This is a genomic window from Streptomyces cyaneus (genome assembly GCF_004028635.1).
Lineage (GTDB): Bacteria > Actinomycetota > Actinomycetes > Streptomycetales > Streptomycetaceae > Streptomyces > Streptomyces cyaneus.
Map to the genome: position 1 here is coordinate 34,287 of NZ_RQJW01000027.1, position 18,190 is coordinate 52,476.

The following is an 18,190-nucleotide window of genomic DNA, read 5'->3' on the forward strand; positions in this document are numbered from 1 at the left end:
CACGACAAAACGCGAGAAAAAGGGGCGGACCGGTGGCGCACATCGACATCGAGGAAGCGCGCAAGCAGTTCGAGCGGATCGATGGGGACGGAGACGGGTTCATCACCGCCGCCGAGTTCAAGTCAGCGCTCGCCCAGGGCGGCGACTGGAACGTGACGGAGTCGGTCGCCGAGGCGATCATCAAGAGCCGCGACCTGAACGGCGACAAGGTCCTGTCGTTCGACGAGTTCTGGTCCTTCCTGAACAAGTGACGAGTGACGAGTGACGCATGAGGAAGGGTGCCCGCTCATCGCTGCGGTGGTGAACGGGCACCTTTCGTTCATGCCGGGCAAGATCGTCGTACGGATCTGAGGCGCGTCGGCGCGCCTACGTCACACGATCTCCAGGGGCCGGTGCGGCCCGTCCGGAAGCTGGACGAGGATCGGGTCCCCGGCCCTGACCACACCTCCGCTGAGGACGACGCTCATGATCCCGGACTTGAACCGCACACCGCCCTCGGCGTCCCGCCCGACGACCTGCTTCATCAACCCCTGCTGAAACCCGTCGATCTGTGCACAGGGATTGCGTAGCCCGGTCACCTCCACGACGGCCTCGCCCCCGAGTCGCAGGAGCGTCCCCGTCGGCAGCCCGAGCAGATCGATGCCCTGCGTGGTGACGTTCTCCCCGAGCTCCCCGGCCGCCACCTCGAAACCCGCCTCGCGCACCTCGTCGAACAACTCCGCATGGATGAGGTGTACTTGCCGCAGGTTCGGCTGCGAGGGATCCTTCCGCATCCGGAACCGGTGCTTCACGGTGGCGCCCGCGTGCACGTCGCCCTCCACGCCGAGCCCGGCGATCAGCGTGATGCTCTCCCGGTTCGGCTTGGTGAACGAGTACGTTCCGTTACTGCTGACCGCCGCGACAGTCCCACTCATGCCGAGAAGCTCCCCTCTTCCGCAGCGACGACTGCTTCGCCGCAGGTCGGAGCCTATGCGGTCAGGCGTTCTCGGCCCACTCCCGCAGCGCGGCCTTGCTTTCGAAGCGGGCGACGTTCTTGTCCAGCGGGTCGTCCGTGTACTGGTGGAAGCGCCACTTCGCCTGGATGCGGGGCTTGCCTGCGGTCACGTAGTCGGCGATCCAGAGCCCGTCACCGGCGTACGACGTCGTGTCGACGTTGAGCCAGTAGTGCCGGTTCGCGTACAGGATCACCGGGTTGTTGGGCCGCTTCTCCTTCACCTTCCGGATGAAGAGGTCCTTCTCCGCGTTGCTCGCGTGCGTCCCCGCACTCGTGGTCTCCCAGTCGACGGCGAGGATGTCGCCCGCTCTCTCGGGGGCCTTGCTGACGAAGTACTCCGCCTGGGCCGAGAGGTTGCCGGGCCACAGGAAGTGGTAGAAGCCGACTACCAGGCCCGCGTCGCGGGCGCGCTTGGTCTGGGCGGCGAGTTTGGGGTTGGTGTAGGAGCGGCCCTCGGTCGCCTTGATGAAGACGAAGGAGAGGCCGTCGGTGTCGTATGTCGAGGACTGGTACGCGCTTACGTCGATGCCGCGCAGCATGTGGGGAGCTCCCTGAAGTGCCGGTGGGGGGACAGGGGTTGGACTTGTTGTATGCCCCACCTTGACATGGGTGATCCGTCCATGACACGGAAATGTGAACCTCCGACAGGTGACCCCTGGGAGGGAGTGGACGCTGCGGCACTCGCGCGGGCCGTGCGTGCGCAGGCGGGGCGCCCGGTGGCTGGCATCGACGACATGGCGGCGTATCTCGCCGCTCAGGTGTCGGACACCTCGCACCGCGAGGTCATCGGCCCACTCCTCGACGGGCAGGGGGTCAGTGGTGTCGTGGTGCGGCGCGGCGCCGTCCTCGCGTCGTGGGGTGACCCGACGCGCGCGGAGATGGCGTACAGCGCCACGAAGAGCGTGCTGTCGCTGGTGGCGGGCGTCGCGTTCGACGACGGGGTGTTGCGCCTGGACGAGCCGGTGGCGGAGTCGGTGGACCTGCCCGAGTTCGGCAGCAGCTCCCACGGGCGCGCGATCACATGGCGCCACCTGCTGGATCAAACCAGCCAGTGGGAGGGTGAGTTGTGGTCCAAGCCGACGTGGGTGGACGCGCAGAGCACCCGGGAGGGCACCGAGTCGGCGGGGGGACCGCCCGGCGCCGGCTGGGCCTACAACGACGTACGGGTGAACCTGACCGCGCTGGCGCTCACGGTCCTGTTCGGCCGCGCCCTGCCGGACGTGCTGCGCGACCGCGTCATGACGCCGATCGGCGCCTGCGACGGGTGGTCCTGGCACGGCTATGAGAACTCGGTGGTCGAGATCGACGGCGCCGCCGTGCCGGTGGTCTCCGGTGGCGCGCACTGGGGCGGCGGTCTGTGGATCAGCGCCCTGGACCTGGCCCGCATCGGCCGGCTCTGCCTGCGCGGCGGGACATGGGGCGGGCGTCAGGTCCTGTCGCGTCGCTGGATCGAGGAGCTGTGGACGCCCTGCCGGGTCAAGCCCGAGTACGGCCTGTCCTGGTGGCTCAACGACGACGGCACGGTATGGCCCCGAGCGCCGCGCACCGGACGCTGCGCCCGCGGAAACGGGGGCAGCCACCTGCTGTGGGTGGATCCGGCACGCGACCTGGTGATCGTCTCGCGATGGGGCATGGAGGCCGAGCGCCTGCTGACCGAGGTGTCGGCGGCGGTGCCGCCCACCTCGTGAGGGGTTCCCTCAGCACTCGATGATGTTGACCGCCAGCCCGCCCCGCGCCGTCTCCTTGTACTTCACCTACATGTGGACGGCTGTTGATCATGTGGTTGACCTGCAGTTTTGGCATGCCCAGGCTTGCCTTGAACCACGTCAGGGACTTTTTGGGGACTTCTTGTCGGGCGGTGATTACAACGTATCCCATGCTGCGTGAGGCGCCCGCGGGATTGGGCAGTTGATGCTCGGGCGGCATTCGATGGCTGGGGTTTCTTGTTTTCGTTGACCTTGGAATTTGGGCCAATCGGGCACGTGTGGTCTGTGCATCGCAATGCGTAGGTCTGAGGCTTGCAGTCGGTGGCGGTTCTGCTCTGCAGGGCTGTGAGCTGGTCTTTTGTATCTTGTGGTCACTCTTCTTCGGGCTGTTCGGATTGTCGTGGTGGCCGTGTGGTGGCCGAGCGTGCAAACCGGCTCTCGGCTAACCGTGAAATTGGAGGTTCGCAGGGGGGAGTGATGGTTGTGGCATCTCGACAATCGCGCTCCACCTGCGTCCCCGTTCGGGCGGTCGCTGGCCCTGACCTGTTGTGGTGCTGGGTTACAGGCGGCTGTGTGCGGAAGGCGCCGTCAATGCGGACCAGGGCGCCCCTTCGTCGTCCCTGGTCTCCGAAATGCATCGAGGAACCCCAGGTTGTCGCTGACGAGCCGTTCACTGCCGCCTTCGGGGTTCGTGGCGCCCCGGGATGGCACCGGTGGTGCTGTCTCTGGTCATGGTTCTGCAGTTCTCCGAGAACCTGACCGACCGTCAGGAAGCGGTCTGTGGGGTGGCTCACTCTTGAAATGCCCTTGATTCGGTCAAGGGCGTCCCATACGTTTCTTTCGCCACTGCTGTACAGCATGGCCACATCAATTTCATAGCGGGCTCTGGGGAGAGCCTGGGGGGAGACAAGGGTATGACCAACCCTTGGTTCCGGCGGCTTCGTGCTGCCCGGACGCTCGGCGTGCTGCTCGGCAGCGCCGTCGTCCTGGGCGCGCTGCCCGCCGTCACCAGTCCGGCCGGCGCGGCCGGCAGCACACCGCCGGCCTCGGGCGAGGCGGCCGCGTTCGCACTGGCAGCTGAGACCGGCGAACCGGTGGAGATCATTCAGCAGCGCACCGAGAACGAACTCGTCTTCGCCAACCCAGCCGGCTCGTTGACCAGCGAGACCAGCGTCGAGCCGCAGCGGGTGGAGCGTCCCGACGGCAGCTGGGTGAAGGCCGACGCGACCCTCGAACGTCGGCCGGACGGCACGGTCGGGCCGAAGGCCGCCGTCGTTGACCTGGCTTTCGCGGCGGGCGGCTCGTCCGACTTCGTCACGCTCGGCGAGGAGGGCAAGTCCTTCACCCTGCGCTGGCCGACCCCGCTGCCGGAGCCGGTCCTGGACGGCGACACCGCCGAGTACCGCGAGGTTCTCCCGGGCGTGGACCTGCTGGCCAGCGCCTCCGTCACCGGCTACTCGTACGTCCTGGAGGTGAAGACCCCGGAGGCGGCCCGCAGCCCGGAACTGGCCGAACTGCGGTTGCCCGTACGGTCGCAGGGCCTGGACCTCAGCACCGGTCCGACCGGTGGTCTCCAGGCCGTGGACGCCTCCGGTGAGCGGGTCTTCGGCGGTCAGGGACCCAAGATGTGGGACTCCTCCAACACCAGGGTGCCCGCCGACGCCGTACCCGCCTCGGGCACCGACATGCCCGCCCAGGAGGCGCCGGACGCTGCGGCCAAGGTCGCCGATATGGCCCTCGACGTCTCGGCATCCGCCGTCACCGTTGAGCCCGACCGTTCCGTGCTGACCGCGTCCGACACCGACTTCCCGGTCTACCTCGACCCGGAGGCCGGCATGTCCAAGAGCGAGTGGCTGTACGTCTCCAGCGCCCACCCGAGCACCGAGTTCCACAAGTTCAAGAAGGACGAGGGCGTCGGGCGCTGCTCGTACAAGTCCATCGGCGGCACGTACTACGTGTGCAGCTCGTCGCCGTACACCAACCGCATGTACTTCCAGTTCTCCACCGACGGCTGGAAGAACCGCACGATCTCCAAAGCGGTCTTCGAGGTCTACGAGACCTTTTCCTTCTCCTGCCAGAAGAGCACCGTCAACCTGCACGCGGTGAGCGAGGGCGGCGTGGACTCCGCCACCAACTGGAACAACAAGCCGAAGGACGGCGACCTCATGGTCGACCGCACGGTGGCATACGGCCGCGGCGACAGCTGCAGCCCCGATGCCCCGGCCAGTTGGGTCGACTTCCAGGACAACGCCGACGAGGGCAACGAGAACCTCACCGCGACCGTCCGCAAGAAGGCCAAGGCCGAGGACCCGATCGCCTTCTCGCTGCGGGCCGCCGACGAGGACGACGCCAACTCCTGGAAGCGGTTCCGCGGCGACAACGCCAAGCTCGTCGTCACGTACAACACCACTCCGGGCAAGCCGTACAACGAGCGGCTGACCAACCCGGAGGAGAAGACCTGCACCACGGACAACACCAAGCGTCCCTGGATCCGTGACGACACCCCGACCATGGCGGTCAACGGCACCGACGCCGACTCCTACAGCGACGGCGCCGGCCAGAACCTCACCGCCACCTTCCGCGTCTGGGACCAGGTCGACGGCCGGCCCATGGTCTACGAGGGCAATGACGGCCCGCAAAACGAGGGCGTCTTCGAAGAGCACATCCCCGTCAGGGAACTCACCCACGGCCACGGCTACAAGTGGCACGCCCAGCTCTACGACGGCTCGACCGGCAAGCTGAAGGACTCCGGCTACTCGGACTGGTCGGACTGGTGCGAGTTCGTGGTGGACACCGAACGGCCCGACACCAAGCCGCTGGTGAAGCCGACGGACGGCGAGACGGACCTGCCGGTGGGTGCCAAGAGGCACTTCACCCTCTCCGCGAACGGCAACTCCGACTCCGTCTTCAAGAACGACGTCGAGTACTACGAGTGGGACCTGGGCAGCGACACCCCCGGCCGCAAGGCCACGCCCGCGAGCCTCGGCGGCAACGCCACCATCGAGGTGCCGACCTCCACCTTCGGGCCGAACGTGCTCTACGTCCGCAGCGTCGACCAGGCCGGCAACCGCGGCCCGCTGGAGAAGTACATCTTCACCGCTGACCGCGCCTGCGCGGACGCCCTCGCCGACTCCTGCGCCGCCGCCGTCTACGGCCTCGACCAGACCTCCGGGACAACCGCGCCCGACACCTCCGACCACGACCGCGACCTCACGGTCAAGGGCGCCGACTGGGTCGCGGGCAACCACTCCGCCACTCAGGCCGCCGACAAGGCTCTGCGCTTCAACGGCAGCAGCGACTACGCCACCGCCGCCTCCGCCGTCCACACCGGGCAGGCGTTCACCATCTCGGCATGGGTGCGGCCGACCTCGCTGAGCGAGAACATCTCGGTGATCAGCCAGGCCGGAAGCAGCGGCAACGGCCTCAACCTCTACTACTCGACGGCCTACAAGCGCTGGATCTTCGGCCGCCACATCGCCGACAAGGACGGCTCCGACATCATCCGCGCCATGGCGACGAGCGAGCGCCCGCCGACCGTCGGCAAGTGGACCCACCTGGCGGGGACTTACGACCCGGCGGCACGGAAGTTCACCCTCTACGTCGACGGCGAGGAACAGGGAAGCAGCACCGTCACCGGCGTCTGGAATGCCACCAAGGGCCTGAACATCGGCCGAGCCCAGTACGACGGCACCTGGCGCGACTACTTCGCCGGCGACATCGACGACGTACGGCTGGTGCCCGGGCTGCTCTCCGGCACGGAGATCTACCGGCTGGCGAACGACTAGCTGCTTGTGACAACCGGCATCTCCTGACCAGAGCGGCTTCGCCCGGGCGCACGGAAGACCACCGGCGTCCGGGCACCCCACATCACACGGGAGGGGAGCGCGCATGCGCTCAACACGGAGACATTACGCCCACAGATGGGCGAGACACCTGGCCACGGCGGTGTCCGCGGCCCTGACCCTGACCCTGCTCCAGGCGGCCCCCGCACTCGGCGACGACGACGCCCGTGAGCAGCGACGGCCCAAGACCCAGGACGTGCCCTCCACCCCCGTGGTGGAGGAGGACGGCCAGGTCACCCCGCTCAGGCACCTTGCCGGGTACGGCAGTTCGCGGACCCCGAGGGCGTCCTGGCCGAAGCCGGGCAGCGCCACCGTCGACTTGGAGGGCGCCGGGGCGCGCAGCGGCATCCGCGCGGGCGGCCTGCCCGTCCGCCTCGCCGCCCCCAAGTCCCGCTCGGCGAAAGCCGCTTCCCCGTCCCGCGCCAAGGTCGACCTCCTCGGCCATGCCGCCGCCCGCAAGGCCGGCATCGACGGCCTGCTCCTGAAGGTCACGCGCGCGGACGGCCGTAAGCCTGCCGCGCCCGGCAAGGTCGCCGTCCAGGTCGACTACGCCTCCTTCGCCCAGGCCTACGGCGGCGACTGGGCGCAGCGCCTGCGGCTGGTCCAGCTGCCCGCCTGTGCGCTGACCACGCCGAAGGCGGCCGCCTGCCAGACGGTCACCCCGCTCGCCACGGACAACGACGTCCGCGCGCAGAAGCTCACCGCCGACGTGCCCGCCGCCGCAGGCGCCAAGGCGCCTCTCCTCGCGGTCTCCGCCGCCCCCTCCGGCGGCTCCGGCTCCTACACCGCAACCTCGCTCGCGCCCTCGGCGTCCTGGCAGGTCGCAGCCCAGACCGGTGCCTTCACCTGGCAGTACCCGCTGCGGGTCCCACCCGCCATCGCGGGCCCGTCCCCGCAGCTGGGACTCGGCTACAACTCGGCGGCCACGGACGGCCGTACGGCTTCCAGCAACAACCAGACCTCCTGGGTCGGTGAGGGCTTCGACCTCAGCGCCGGTTACATCGAGCGGTCGTACCGCTCCTGCACGGAGGACGGCCACGACGAGGCCGGGTCGCAGAAGTACGACCTGTGCTGGCACTCCGACAACGCCACCATGAACTTCGGCGGCCGGGCCGGCGAGCTGGTCAAGAAGGCCGAGAACGAATGGCGGCTGAAGCAGGACGACGGCACGATCGTCCAGCGCAGGACCGACGGCTTCAACGCCGACGACAACAACGAGTACTGGGTCGTCACCACCACCGACGGCACCCGCTACCACTTCGGCAAGGGCAAGCGCGAGGCCGCCGACACCGAGTTCACCGGCTCCTCCTGGGAGGTGCCGGTCTTCGGCGACGACAAGGACGAGCCCTGCCACAAGGACACCTTCAAAGAGTCCCGCTGCCAGCAGTCCTGGCGTTGGAACCTGGACTACGTCGTCGACGTGCACGGCAACTCGATGACGTACTACTACGGCACCGAGACCAACAAGTACGACACCGTGCGCGGCGACAAGGTCGTCTCCTACGACCGCGGTGGCTGGCTCAAGCGGGTCGAGTACGGCGAGCAGGAGGGCAAGGAGAACTCCACCGCCGCTCCCGCCCAGGTCGTCTTCGACACCGCCGAGCGTTGCAAGGGCGCCGCCGCCGACTGTGAGCCCGGCGACCTGAAGGAGTCCACCGCCACCCGCTGGCCGGACGTGCCGTTCGAGCAGATCTGCACCTCCGACACCGAGTGCAAGGACCAGTGGTCCCCGACCTTCTTCACCCGCAAGCGCCTGGCGAAGGTCACCACGCAGGTCCTGAAGTCCGACGGCAAGTACGACGACGTCGACGAGTGGGAGCTGGCGCACAAGTACCAGAGCGCGGACACCACCCACTCCCCGTCCATGTGGCTGGAGTCGGTCACCCACTCCGGCAAGGACGGCGCGAACAAGCTCCCGAAGGTCACCTTCTACGAGCGGCAGGACGCCAACCGCGTCGACAAGGGCGCTGACGACCGCCTGCCCATGTACAAGTGGCGCATCCGGGCCATCCAGTCGGAGACCGGCGGCACGATCTCGGTCAACTACAAGCCGACCGAGTGCACCCCCACGAACCTGCCCACCCCCGAGACCAACACCAAGCGCTGCATGCCGTCCTTCTGGTCGAAGGAGGGCAAGGTCGGGGAGCAGGAGGACTGGTTCCACAAGTTCGTCGTCGACGAGGTGATCGAGGACGAGGTCACCGTCACCGGCCCGAACAAGGTCACCTCCTACGACTACACGGGCGCCGCCTGGGCCTTCGACGACAGCGAGCTCGTCAAGACCAAGAAGAAGACCTGGAACCAGTGGCGCGGCTTCCGCACCGTCACCGTGAAGACGGGTGACGAGAACAGCAAGCAGCTGCGCACCCAGACCACCTACCTCCAGGGCATGGACGGCGACCGCGAGAAGGAGTCCGGCGGCACCAAGTCCGTCACGGTCACCGCCTCCGACGGCACGAAGGTGCGCGACGACGCCCGCCACCAGGGCTTCCAGCTGGAGCAGCGCACCTTCAACGGCTCCGAGGAGATCAGCGGCACGGTCAGCACGCCCTGGAAGTCGGCCGCCACGGCGACGGAGGGCGCGGACGAGGCGACTTACGCGGCGGTGAAGTCGACCAAGACCCGCACCGCGCTGGACGACGGCAAGGTCCGTCGGGCCGCGATCGAGCACTTCTACGACTCGTACGGCATGCTTGTCCGCTCCTCCGACTCCGGCGACCTGGCGGTCAAGGACGACGACACCTGCACGACGAACCACTACAACCGCAACACCGATGCGAACCTGCTGACGCTGTTGAAGCGGGTCACGGTCGTCCCCGTCAACTGCGACGACGGCGCGCCCACTTCCTACAAGGGCGAGGCGATCTCCGACGTCCGCACCTGGTACGACGACCGCGACACGTACGGCGCCACGCCCACCAAGGGCGACGTGGTCCGCAGCGAGAAGGTCAAGGGCTACACGGCCGACGGCACCCCGCAGTACGTGACGACCTCGACGGCCAAGTACGACGTCCACGGCCGTGTCGTCGAGTCCGCCGACCAGGCGGGCAACGCGACGAAGACGACGTACACGCCGACCACCGGCGGCCCGGTGACCGGCATGAAGGTCGAGGACCCGCTCGGCAACACCACCACCTCCACGGTCGACCGCCGCTGGGGTCTGGTCACCTCCACGGTCGACGCCAACAAGCAGCGCACCGACCTGGAGTACGACGCCCTCGGCCGCCTGCTGAAGGTCTGGCTCCCGGGCCGCGCCAAGGCCTCGGACACGCCGAGCCTGGAGTACGCCTACCTGGTCCGCAACAACGACGCGGTGGTCACCACCACCAAGTCGCTGCTGCCCAACGGCTCGGTGGCCACCAGCCACCAGCTCTCCGACGGACTGCTCAGGCCCCGCCAGACGCAGACCCCGGCGGCGAACTCGGGGCGGGTCATCACGACGACCGAGTACGACAGCCGCGGGCTGGCGGTGAACGAGATCGGGCCGTTCTACAACTCGGCGGCCGTCGGTACGACGTTCGTGAACGTGAAGGACGCCTCCGAGGGGACGCCTCGGGAGACGGAGTCGGTGTACGACGGGGCGGGGCGGGCGACCGACTCGATCTTCCGCGTCGCGGGCACCGAGAAGTGGCGTACGAAGACCGCGTACCACGGCGACCACACGACGGTGGACCCGCCGGCCGGCGCCACGCCCACCGCGACGTACACCGACGCGCAGGGGCAGAAGACCAAGGTCCTGGAGTTCAAGGCCAGTTCGCCGACCGGTGCGGCGGACACGACATCGTACGACTATGACGCGGCGGGACGCGTCACCGAGGTCAAGGACACGTCGGGCAATGTCTGGTCGTACGACTACGACGTGCGCGGCCGTCAGACCAAGGCGGTCGACCCGGACGCGGGCACGTCGTGGATGACGTACAACGACCTCGACCAGCTGAAGACGATCCGCAACCAGCGCGAGATCACCCTCACCTTCAACTACGACAAGCTGGGCCGTCAGCGGTCCCTGTACAACGGTGACAAGAAGCTGACGACCTGGGAGTACGACAGCGCGACCGTCCCCAACGGCAAGGGGCGTCTGGCCTCCGCCACCAAGTGGGTGGGGGACAACGGCTACGTCTCGTCGGTCGATGCGTACGACGTGGCGGGTCGGCCGACGAAGACCTCGGTGACCATCCCCGCTTCCGCGGACACCGGCAAGCTGGCCGGCACGTACACCGCGACGGCGTCGTACAAGCCGGACGGTTCGATCGATGACGTCCGCCTCCCGGCGGCCGGCGGGCTCCCGGCGGAGACGATCACCACGGGTTACACGGCGACCGGCCTGCCGTCCTTCACTCTGGGCGACACGACGGACTACGCCCGCGAGACCCGTTACTCCAACTACGGCGAGATGCTCCAGCTGACGCTGGGCACGGCCAGTGCGGACAAGTACACCTGGCTCACCAACACCTACGAGGAGGGCACCCGGCGCCTGGAGCGCGCGCGCATCGACCGGGAGATCGTCAAGACCCCGGACTCCGACATCACCTACGGCTACGACGCCACCGGCAATCTTCTCAAGATCGCGGACACGCCTGAGGGCAAGACCGCGGACGTCCAGTGCTTCACGTACGACTACCTGCGGCGCCTGACCGAGGCGTGGACCCAGACGGCCACCGCCTGCGCGGCGAGCGCCGGTGAGGCGAGCGTCGGCGGTCCGGCCCCGTACTGGCGCTCCTACGCGTACGACGCGGCGGGCAACCGCACCGGCGAGGTCCGCCACGCCACCGGCGCGACCGGAGACGCGGCGATCACGCAGACGACGACGTATGTGCCGAAGGCCCAGGACACCAAGGGCGGGACGCACGCGCATGCCCTGAAGTCGGCCGAGGTGCGCACCGCGACGGCGGCCAAGGAAGTGACGGCGGCCCAGAGCTTCCAGTACGACGAGGCGGGCAACACCGTCCGCCGCACCAAGGCGGCGACGGACCTCTCCCCGGCGGTCGACCAGAAGCTGGACTGGGACGAGGAGGGCCGCCTGAGCGCGGTCACCCCGTACCTCTCCGGCGACACGCTGGACGAGGCGAACAAGACGTCGTATGTGTACGGCCCGGACGGAAGCCGCCTGCTCCGCAAGGAGAAGGGCGCGGTCACGCTGTATCTGGGCAGCCAGGAGATCCGCCTCGACACGGCGAAGAACTCCCTGTCCGCCACGCGCTACTACTCGCACGGCGGCAAGAAGATCGCGGTGCGGACGTCGGCCGGGGTGACCTGGCTGGTGGGTGGCCAGAACGGCACCGCGGAGATCGCGATCAAGGCCGCGGACTCGGCGATCACCCAGCGTCGGACGTTGCCGTTCGGCGAGTTGCGTGGCGCCAAGCCGGCGGCGGGCGCGTGGCCCGGCGACAAGTCCTTCGTGGGCGGCACGGCGGACGCGACGACGGAGCTGATACAGCTCGGCGCCCGCGCGTACGACCCGGCGGCAGGCCGCTTCGTCTCCGTCGACCCCGTGCTGAATGTCGCGGACCCGCAACACCTCAACGCGTATGCCTACGGCCGCAACAACCCGCTGGCCTTCCCGGATCCGACGGGCCTGTACTGGGGTGAGTCCTGGATCAGCCCGATCGGTCACGGTGCCCTCGATGTCGTGGGCCTGGTCCCCGGCCTCGGCGAGCCCGCGGACCTCCTCAACGGCCTCTGGTACACGGCCGAGGGCAACTACATCGACGCGGGCCTGTCTTACGCCTCCGCGATCCCGATCGCGGGCTACGGTGCGACCGCGGCGAAGGGCGTGCGGTACGTCGACAAGGCCGTGAACGCGGTGGACACGGCAACGGACACCGTCAAGGCGACCGAGAAGACGAAGGACGCGGTCAAGAACGCCGAGAACGTCACTCCGCCGTCCACCCCCAAGCCCAAGCCCCCGCCGAAGGCCGCGCCTCCGGCCAAGGCGAAGGAGGCCCCGGCGGCCAAGAAGGGCGACTCCGGCGGAGCGAAGACAGAGGGCGGCGGCAAGGGCGGCAAGGGCGGTGACGGCGGCGCGAAGAAGAGCCCCGCGGGCAGCGCCGACGACGACCTCCCCGAGTGGACGAGGGCGGAGGCCAAGAAGAGCGGTACCAACAACACCGCCGGGGCCGGGGCGCGAGACGGGTACACGGGAGAGCGCCGTTACGGCGAAAGCGGTGCTGTACCCGGAAACGTCCACCCCGATCTCGCTCCCCGCCTGCAGGAAGCACAGGACATGCAGGCCCAGGGGAACCATCTGGAGGAGTGGGATCCGGGCACCTGCGCGGAGTTCCACGCGTGCAACAATCTGATGAATGATGTCGGAGCAAGCCTCGACGAGATCGACTACTTCACCATCACTCGGGCGGACGGAGCGCCGTTCCCGTCGTGCGGCTGGTGCAGAAGAATTCTGGGAGGGGGCGGCGCGCGTGACGGATCGGCCGGATAGCCCTCGCGAGGCAGGACTGCCGGAAAGGCTGTCGGACATCCTGGCGGAGGACGCCCGGTGGATGGCCTCCGAAGTGGACATCCAGCACATCAGGGAGGTCTGGGATGAGCTGGGAATCCACTGCTCGCCGACGGCGCTGCGTTTCGTCGAGGAATTCAACGGAACTGGCTTCGATTACCCCCGTCATCCGCTCGATCCAGGGACGCACAGCTGCGAACTGAACGCCGAGCGCGCCAGTCGCATCGTCAACGGCGAAAAGCTGAGGGGATACGAGCAGCGAACGGGAGAGAGGCTGACGCCCGTGGGGACCGCGGCTTCCGGTCCTCTCGTGCTCCTCGTCGCCGAGGGGGGGCGGACGTACGGCGCCTACGATGCGTTTCTCGCCCTTTATGGCGGAAGTCCGGAGGAAGCATTGGTGCATCTGGCCGACAGAGTTCGTCCTGAGCGGCTGGACTGACGACGGTTAGAAGGCCTTCGGCCCCCGCCCGACAGGGCGGGGGCCGAAGGCCTTTGGCGGCGGAAGTTGTCTCGGCATGCATGTTTTCACCATGAAGCCCGGATTCAGGGAGGCTTTCGGTGATTTGGATTACCCCCTGGAGAACTCCATGGGACTGACGAAGGGGCTCACGGAATGGAGACCGGGAACCCGGCACGCGGTATGACGAAAGGTGAGGTGCGGGTGGTTCACCCAGACGACCGCGACCGATTCGGACGCTTCGTAGAAGGCCTGGGGGCGATGTTCGGTGCGGCGCCGGACATCCAGCATGTTCCGGCACGGGAACCGGAGGACGGTGCGGTCCTCGCCCTGGTGTACGCGGATGTGCCCGAGCCCGGGTTCGTGACCGGCTTCACCTGTGGCCTGTCACCGTTTCGCCGGGTTCACGGGCAGGTACCTGCCCGTGAGCTCTGCATCACGATGCGGTCGACCGATCCTGAATGGGCGAGGGTGCCGGCTCTCACCGTGGCGGCCCTGCGCGGTTTGTGTCCGTTCGATTCAGGGATGGTGATCGGCTAACAGCGCGGGGGTGAGGTGAACGGGGCAGAGCGAGCGGCGAGGGATCCCGGTGTTTCTGGCTGTCCCACTCGACCGGCATGTGGTGCGCAACCAGGCGGCAGCGGCCCGTATCGCTCGCGGTACGGCTCCGCGCAGTGTGTGAGCGACGGTTTGTCCGGCGAAGGATAAATGCACAGGGGCCCTCCCGGATGTACCCGGGAGGGCCAGGTGGGAGGTTGAAACGTCCGTGGGGCTGTACAACCTGGCCGTCGTGCCCCGGCTGCACCCGTGTCCCCAGTGCGGCAACGAGGGGCCCATGTCGCTGCAGTTCCACTTCTGCAACGCCGATTTGGACACCTACCGCATCGGTGAGCGCGTGAGGTGGGGAGGCAATGACAAGGGAATCCCAGGCCAGGAGCTGGTGGAGGCCATCGGTTACCAGGAGCCGTGCGACAGGTGCGGAACGGACGAGGACCGGGAGTACGTTCTCGTCTTCGAGTACGACGTGCTGACCGGCGATTACCGTTACGCGCTGCCCGAGGACATCGTGCGTCTTGAGCAGCGGCGAGGTGCGGCGCAGAGCCAGACTTCGAGGATGGCCCTTCCGGCCTACCCGGCGGAGGACGACGCGGACTACGGGCGAGGCCGCGATCGGCGGCCCGGCCCCGTACTGGCACTCGTACAACTCTGTCTGCGAGAAGGCGACAACTCTGGTGTCCCGGCTCTTTTGCCGCTCGAAGTGCCCTTCTCGGTGGCGAGTAGGTGGCCGGACGCCTTTGGACGGCGTATTGCGAGGTAGCACAGACCAACTAGCTGCAAGAGTTCTGATCAGGCAAATCGTCACTCAGCAGCACGGTCGGGCACCAGTCAACACGATCGCTCACGGTCTCGTAATGCGTAGGTTCCGGGTTCGCCCCGAAGGCCTGGTCGGTCGGCCAGGTCTGGTTCATGACCACGTGAGGGTCGCCGCACTCCAAGTGAGGGTGACGGCGTCGCCGTTGAGAAGTGTGTCTGCGAAGGCAGTGACCTGCCGGACGACGTCCGTGAAGCGTTCGGGGTAGCTCGTTGCGGCGGTGCCTTGTCGGCGGCGCCAGGCGGCGTACGAGGTCTGGCGCCGCTCACCGAGGTCGGTGATGGTGGTACTGAGGGGTTTCAGGGCGATGCCGCGGTGTGTGGCGGTGGCGGTCAGCGCTGTGGTGAGTTCCTGGCCGTCCAGGTCGTTGAGGGTGAGCAGGCGGTAGAGGTCGCCGTAATCGCGGTCGCGGGTGTTGAGGTCGCCGAGTGACATGGCGGTGGAGAGTTTTTCGGCGATGACGGTGGCGAGTGGGTAGCCGAGGATCTGGAAGCTGTCCGTCGTGAGTTGCTGCGGGTAGTCGATGATCCTGGGGCCGGGGGTGACGGGGTCGCCGAAGCTGATATCGAGTTGGAGCTTGAGTCGTGCTCGGGCGATGGAGGCGGCCATGGACAGGCGCAGACCGTGGTACTCGTCCTCCTCACGAATGGGGACGGTCTTGAGCGTCGCGGGATCGAATGCGACGCCGTCGTCGATCTCTGTGGCGGCGATGGCCGCGACCCTGCGGATGATCTCGGTTTCGGTGCCTGGGAACGAGCGGCCGAGGATGTCGATGTCGCGAGTCATTCGACGTGCGCCGAACTGGGCGAGCAGCAGGCCACCCTTGAGGACGAAGTGTTCCCGGCCAAGGGGCGATGTGGCCAGGCGGTAGAGGAACCGTTCGAGGACGTACTCGACCATGACCTCGTCCGTGGACCGGCTGTTGCGGCGGGCCAGGTTGCGCAGGTCGTTGTAGACACGGCCGGCGGTGGTGTCGCGGGTGGGGTTGGCCATCAGGCGAGCACCGCCTCTACGGCGGGGCGGATGACGGAGAGAGCGTCCAACTCGCGTGCGACGTGCTGGAGTTCGCCGACCCCGCCGCGTCCGCTTCGGCGCAGGTAGCGGCCGAGCGCGGAGAGGGCGAGGTTCTCGCCGATGCGGCTGCGGTGGCGCATTGCGTCGACGACGCTGCGGGCTGCGTTGTACACGGGGATGCTCTCTCCCGGGGCTGCTTCGAACCGTTCGACGCCGAGGCCGAAGGTCTTTGCGGCGTACTGCGCCACCACGGTCGGCGGGTAGGAAATCGTCGGGCGGCGTGTACCGCGCGGCACGGCGATGTGTACTGCCGCGGGGATGTCGTCGATCAGCTCATGCAGGGCCAGGGCGGATTCACCGCATACGACGGCGCGAGGGGCCCGTGCGCACACGGCCAGCAGATCCGCGTGCGCGGTCTCCGGGGCGTCTGCCCGCCGGTACACCCCACGGGAGAGTTCGTCTATCTCCGCTTCCGTGACCAAGTGCGCCAGATCGCGAGGGGAGAGCAGGGCCTGACGTGCTTGCGCCGTCGTGAATGTGGGGGAGAGGCCGGCCAGCCGCTGTTCCAGGCGCGAGTTTTCCGCAGCGTCCATGTATCGAATGATACCCCTCGGGTGGGCCCAGGGGTTCGATTTAATACGTCCAGTGGTGGGTGAGCGGTGTATCCGGCGTTGATCACGTACCGCGAACCCGCAGGTCAAGAGCACCTTCCGTGGGGACTTCCCAGGGATTTTTCAGGGACTTTCACGTCTGTCCCAGGGAGCTTCCAGGGACTTTCCGCCGCGTAAGCAAGGAAGGCCCTGACAGCGCTGAAAGAAGCGAACGCGCAGGTCAGGGCCCATCCCTTCAGCACTCGATGATGTTGACCGCCAGCCCGCCCCGCGCCGTCTCCTTGTACTTCACCGACATGTCGGCGCCCGTCTCCTTCATCGTCTTGATGACCTTGTCCAGGGACACCTTGTGCGAGCCGTCCCCGCGCAGCGCCATCCGCGCCGCCGTGACCGCCTTCACCGCGGCCATGCCGTTGCGCTCGATGCAGGGGATCTGGACGAGGCCGCCGACCGGGTCGCAGGTGAGGCCGAGGTTGTGTTCCATGCCGATCTCGGCGGCGTTCTCGACCTGCTCCGGGGAGCCGCCGAGCACCTCCGCCAGCGCGCCCGCCGCCATCGAGCAGGCCGAGCCCACCTCGCCCTGGCAGCCGACCTCGGCGCCGGAGATGGACGCGTTCTCCTTGAAGAGCATGCCGATGGCGCCGGCGGCCAGCAGGAAGCGGACCACTCCGTCTTCCTTTTCTCCTTCGGAGGCCGCGCCCGCCGCGAAGTTGACGTAGTAGTGGAGCACCGCGGGGATGATGCCCGCGGCCCCGTTCGTCGGTGCGGTCACCACCCGGCCGCCGGCCGCGTTCTCCTCGTTCACGGCCATCGCGTAGAGCGTGATCCACTCCATGGCGAGCGCCTTCGGGTCGCCTTCGGAGCGCAGCTTGCGGGCTGTGTTCGCCGCCCGGCGACGGACCTTCAGGCCGCCCGGCAGGATGCCCTCCCGTGACATCCCCCGCGACACGCACTCCCGCATCACCCGCCATATCTCCAGCAGGCCCTCGCGGATCTCCTCCTCCGTGCGCCAGGCCCGCTCGTTCTCCAGCATCAACGCGGAGATCGACAGGCCCGTCTCCTGCGTCAGGCGCAGCAACTCGTCGCCCGTGCGGAAGGGGTACTTCAGGACCGTGTCGTCCAGCTTGATCGGGTTCGCGCCGACCACGTCCTGATCAAGCACAGCCTCGTCGACGACGAAGCCGCCGCCCACCGAGTAGTAGGTCTTCGACAGCAGCTCCGCCCCGGACGCGTCGAACGCCCACAGCGTCATGCCGTTCGCGTGGTAGGGCAGTGCCTTACGGCGGTGCAGCACGAGGTCCTTGTCGAAGTCGAAGGTGATCTCGTGGTCGCCGAGCAGCGCCAGACGGCCCTCCGACTTGATCGCCTCGACCCGCTCGTCCGCCGTCTCCACCTCCACCGTGCGCGGCGAGGCGCCCTCCAGGCCCAGCAGCACCGCCTTGGGGGTGCCGTGGCCGTGGCCGGTCGCCCCGAGAGAGCCGTACAGCTCGGCGCGGACCGACGCGACGGAGTCCAGCAGATCCTCGTTGCGCAGACGGCGGGCGAACATGCGTGCCGCGCGCATCGGGCCGACCGTGTGGGAGCTGGACGGGCCGATGCCGATCGAGAACAGGTCGAAGACCGAGATGGCCACGGGGGGACTCCTCAATACGGGGGGTGGTGCAAGGGGGGTGGGGTGTGCCCCACACCCAACAGTGTTGGGGGCCCCCCCCCAAAAATAAAAAAAATTTGAAAAACGCC

General features: G+C 67.9%; 12 protein-coding genes. 7 read left to right on the forward strand and 5 right to left on the reverse strand.

The annotated features are described in order from the left end of the window. The first annotated feature begins 32 nt into the window (after window positions 1-32). Window positions 33-251 (forward strand): EF-hand domain-containing protein, encoded by a 219-nt coding sequence (locus tag EHO50_RS43170; RefSeq protein ID WP_128437366.1) that lies wholly within the window; start codon window positions 33-35, stop codon window positions 249-251. A 120-nt stretch (window positions 252-371) separates the two neighbouring features. Here the strand turns inward: EHO50_RS43170 and EHO50_RS43175 are convergent, their stop codons facing one another. Together EHO50_RS43175 and EHO50_RS43180 are read right to left on the reverse strand one after the other, a co-directional pair. Beyond that, window positions 372-914: an MOSC domain-containing protein gene (locus EHO50_RS43175; protein ID WP_128437367.1), complete on the reverse strand. Its 543-nt coding sequence runs from the start codon at window positions 912-914 to the stop codon at window positions 372-374. Between the two features lie 61 nt (window positions 915-975). Next, window positions 976-1,533 (reverse strand): glycoside hydrolase family 25 protein, encoded by a 558-nt coding sequence (locus EHO50_RS43180; RefSeq protein WP_128437368.1) that lies wholly within the window; start codon window positions 1,531-1,533, stop codon window positions 976-978. A gap of 177 nt (window positions 1,534-1,710) precedes the next feature. Between EHO50_RS43180 and EHO50_RS43185 the strand changes: the two genes are divergently transcribed. The 6 genes from EHO50_RS43185 (at window position 1,711) to EHO50_RS43210 (ending at window position 14,771) form a co-directional block, all read left to right on the forward strand. Continuing rightward, window positions 1,711-2,682, forward strand: a complete 972-nt coding sequence (locus tag EHO50_RS43185) for a serine hydrolase domain-containing protein (RefSeq protein WP_246101839.1) — start codon at window positions 1,711-1,713, stop codon at window positions 2,680-2,682. A gap of 932 nt (window positions 2,683-3,614) precedes the next feature. After that, window positions 3,615-6,485 carry a LamG-like jellyroll fold domain-containing protein gene (locus tag EHO50_RS43190; protein WP_128437369.1) on the forward strand — a complete coding sequence of 957 codons (2,871 nt, stop codon included), beginning with the start codon at window positions 3,615-3,617 and terminating at the stop codon, window positions 6,483-6,485. Between the two features lie 160 nt (window positions 6,486-6,645). After that, window positions 6,646-12,978 carry an RHS repeat-associated core domain-containing protein gene (locus EHO50_RS43195; protein ID WP_246101840.1) on the forward strand — a complete coding sequence of 2,111 codons (6,333 nt, stop codon included), beginning with the start codon at window positions 6,646-6,648 and terminating at the stop codon, window positions 12,976-12,978. Between the two features lie 61 nt (window positions 12,979-13,039). After that, window positions 13,040-13,435 (forward strand): SUKH-3 domain-containing protein, encoded by a 396-nt coding sequence (locus EHO50_RS43200; protein ID WP_164905122.1) that lies wholly within the window; start codon window positions 13,040-13,042, stop codon window positions 13,433-13,435. A 174-nt stretch (window positions 13,436-13,609) separates the two neighbouring features. Beyond that, window positions 13,610-13,993 (forward strand): hypothetical protein, encoded by a 384-nt coding sequence (locus EHO50_RS43205; RefSeq protein ID WP_128437371.1) that lies wholly within the window; start codon window positions 13,610-13,612, stop codon window positions 13,991-13,993. A gap of 295 nt (window positions 13,994-14,288) precedes the next feature. Further along, a complete protein-coding gene (locus EHO50_RS43210; RefSeq protein ID WP_128437372.1) occupies window positions 14,289-14,771 on the forward strand; it encodes a hypothetical protein in 483 nt (160 codons plus the stop codon). Between the two features lie 147 nt (window positions 14,772-14,918). Here the strand turns inward: EHO50_RS43210 and EHO50_RS43215 are convergent, their stop codons facing one another. From EHO50_RS43215 to EHO50_RS43225, 3 genes are all read right to left on the reverse strand, one after another. Further along, the gene (locus tag EHO50_RS43215; RefSeq protein WP_128437373.1) at window positions 14,919-15,818 is read right to left on the reverse strand and encodes a nucleotidyl transferase AbiEii/AbiGii toxin family protein; all 900 of its coding nucleotides are present in this window, start codon (window positions 15,816-15,818) and stop codon (window positions 14,919-14,921) included. Next, window positions 15,818-16,432 carry a type IV toxin-antitoxin system AbiEi family antitoxin domain-containing protein gene (locus EHO50_RS43220; protein ID WP_128437374.1) on the reverse strand — a complete coding sequence of 205 codons (615 nt, stop codon included), beginning with the start codon at window positions 16,430-16,432 and terminating at the stop codon, window positions 15,818-15,820. Before EHO50_RS43220 ends, EHO50_RS43215 begins: the two co-directional genes overlap by 1 nt. Before the next feature lie 253 nt (window positions 16,433-16,685). Next, window positions 16,686-18,083: an L-serine ammonia-lyase gene (locus EHO50_RS43225; RefSeq protein ID WP_128437375.1), complete on the reverse strand. Its 1,398-nt coding sequence runs from the start codon at window positions 18,081-18,083 to the stop codon at window positions 16,686-16,688. Window positions 18,084-18,190 lie beyond the last annotated feature (107 nt).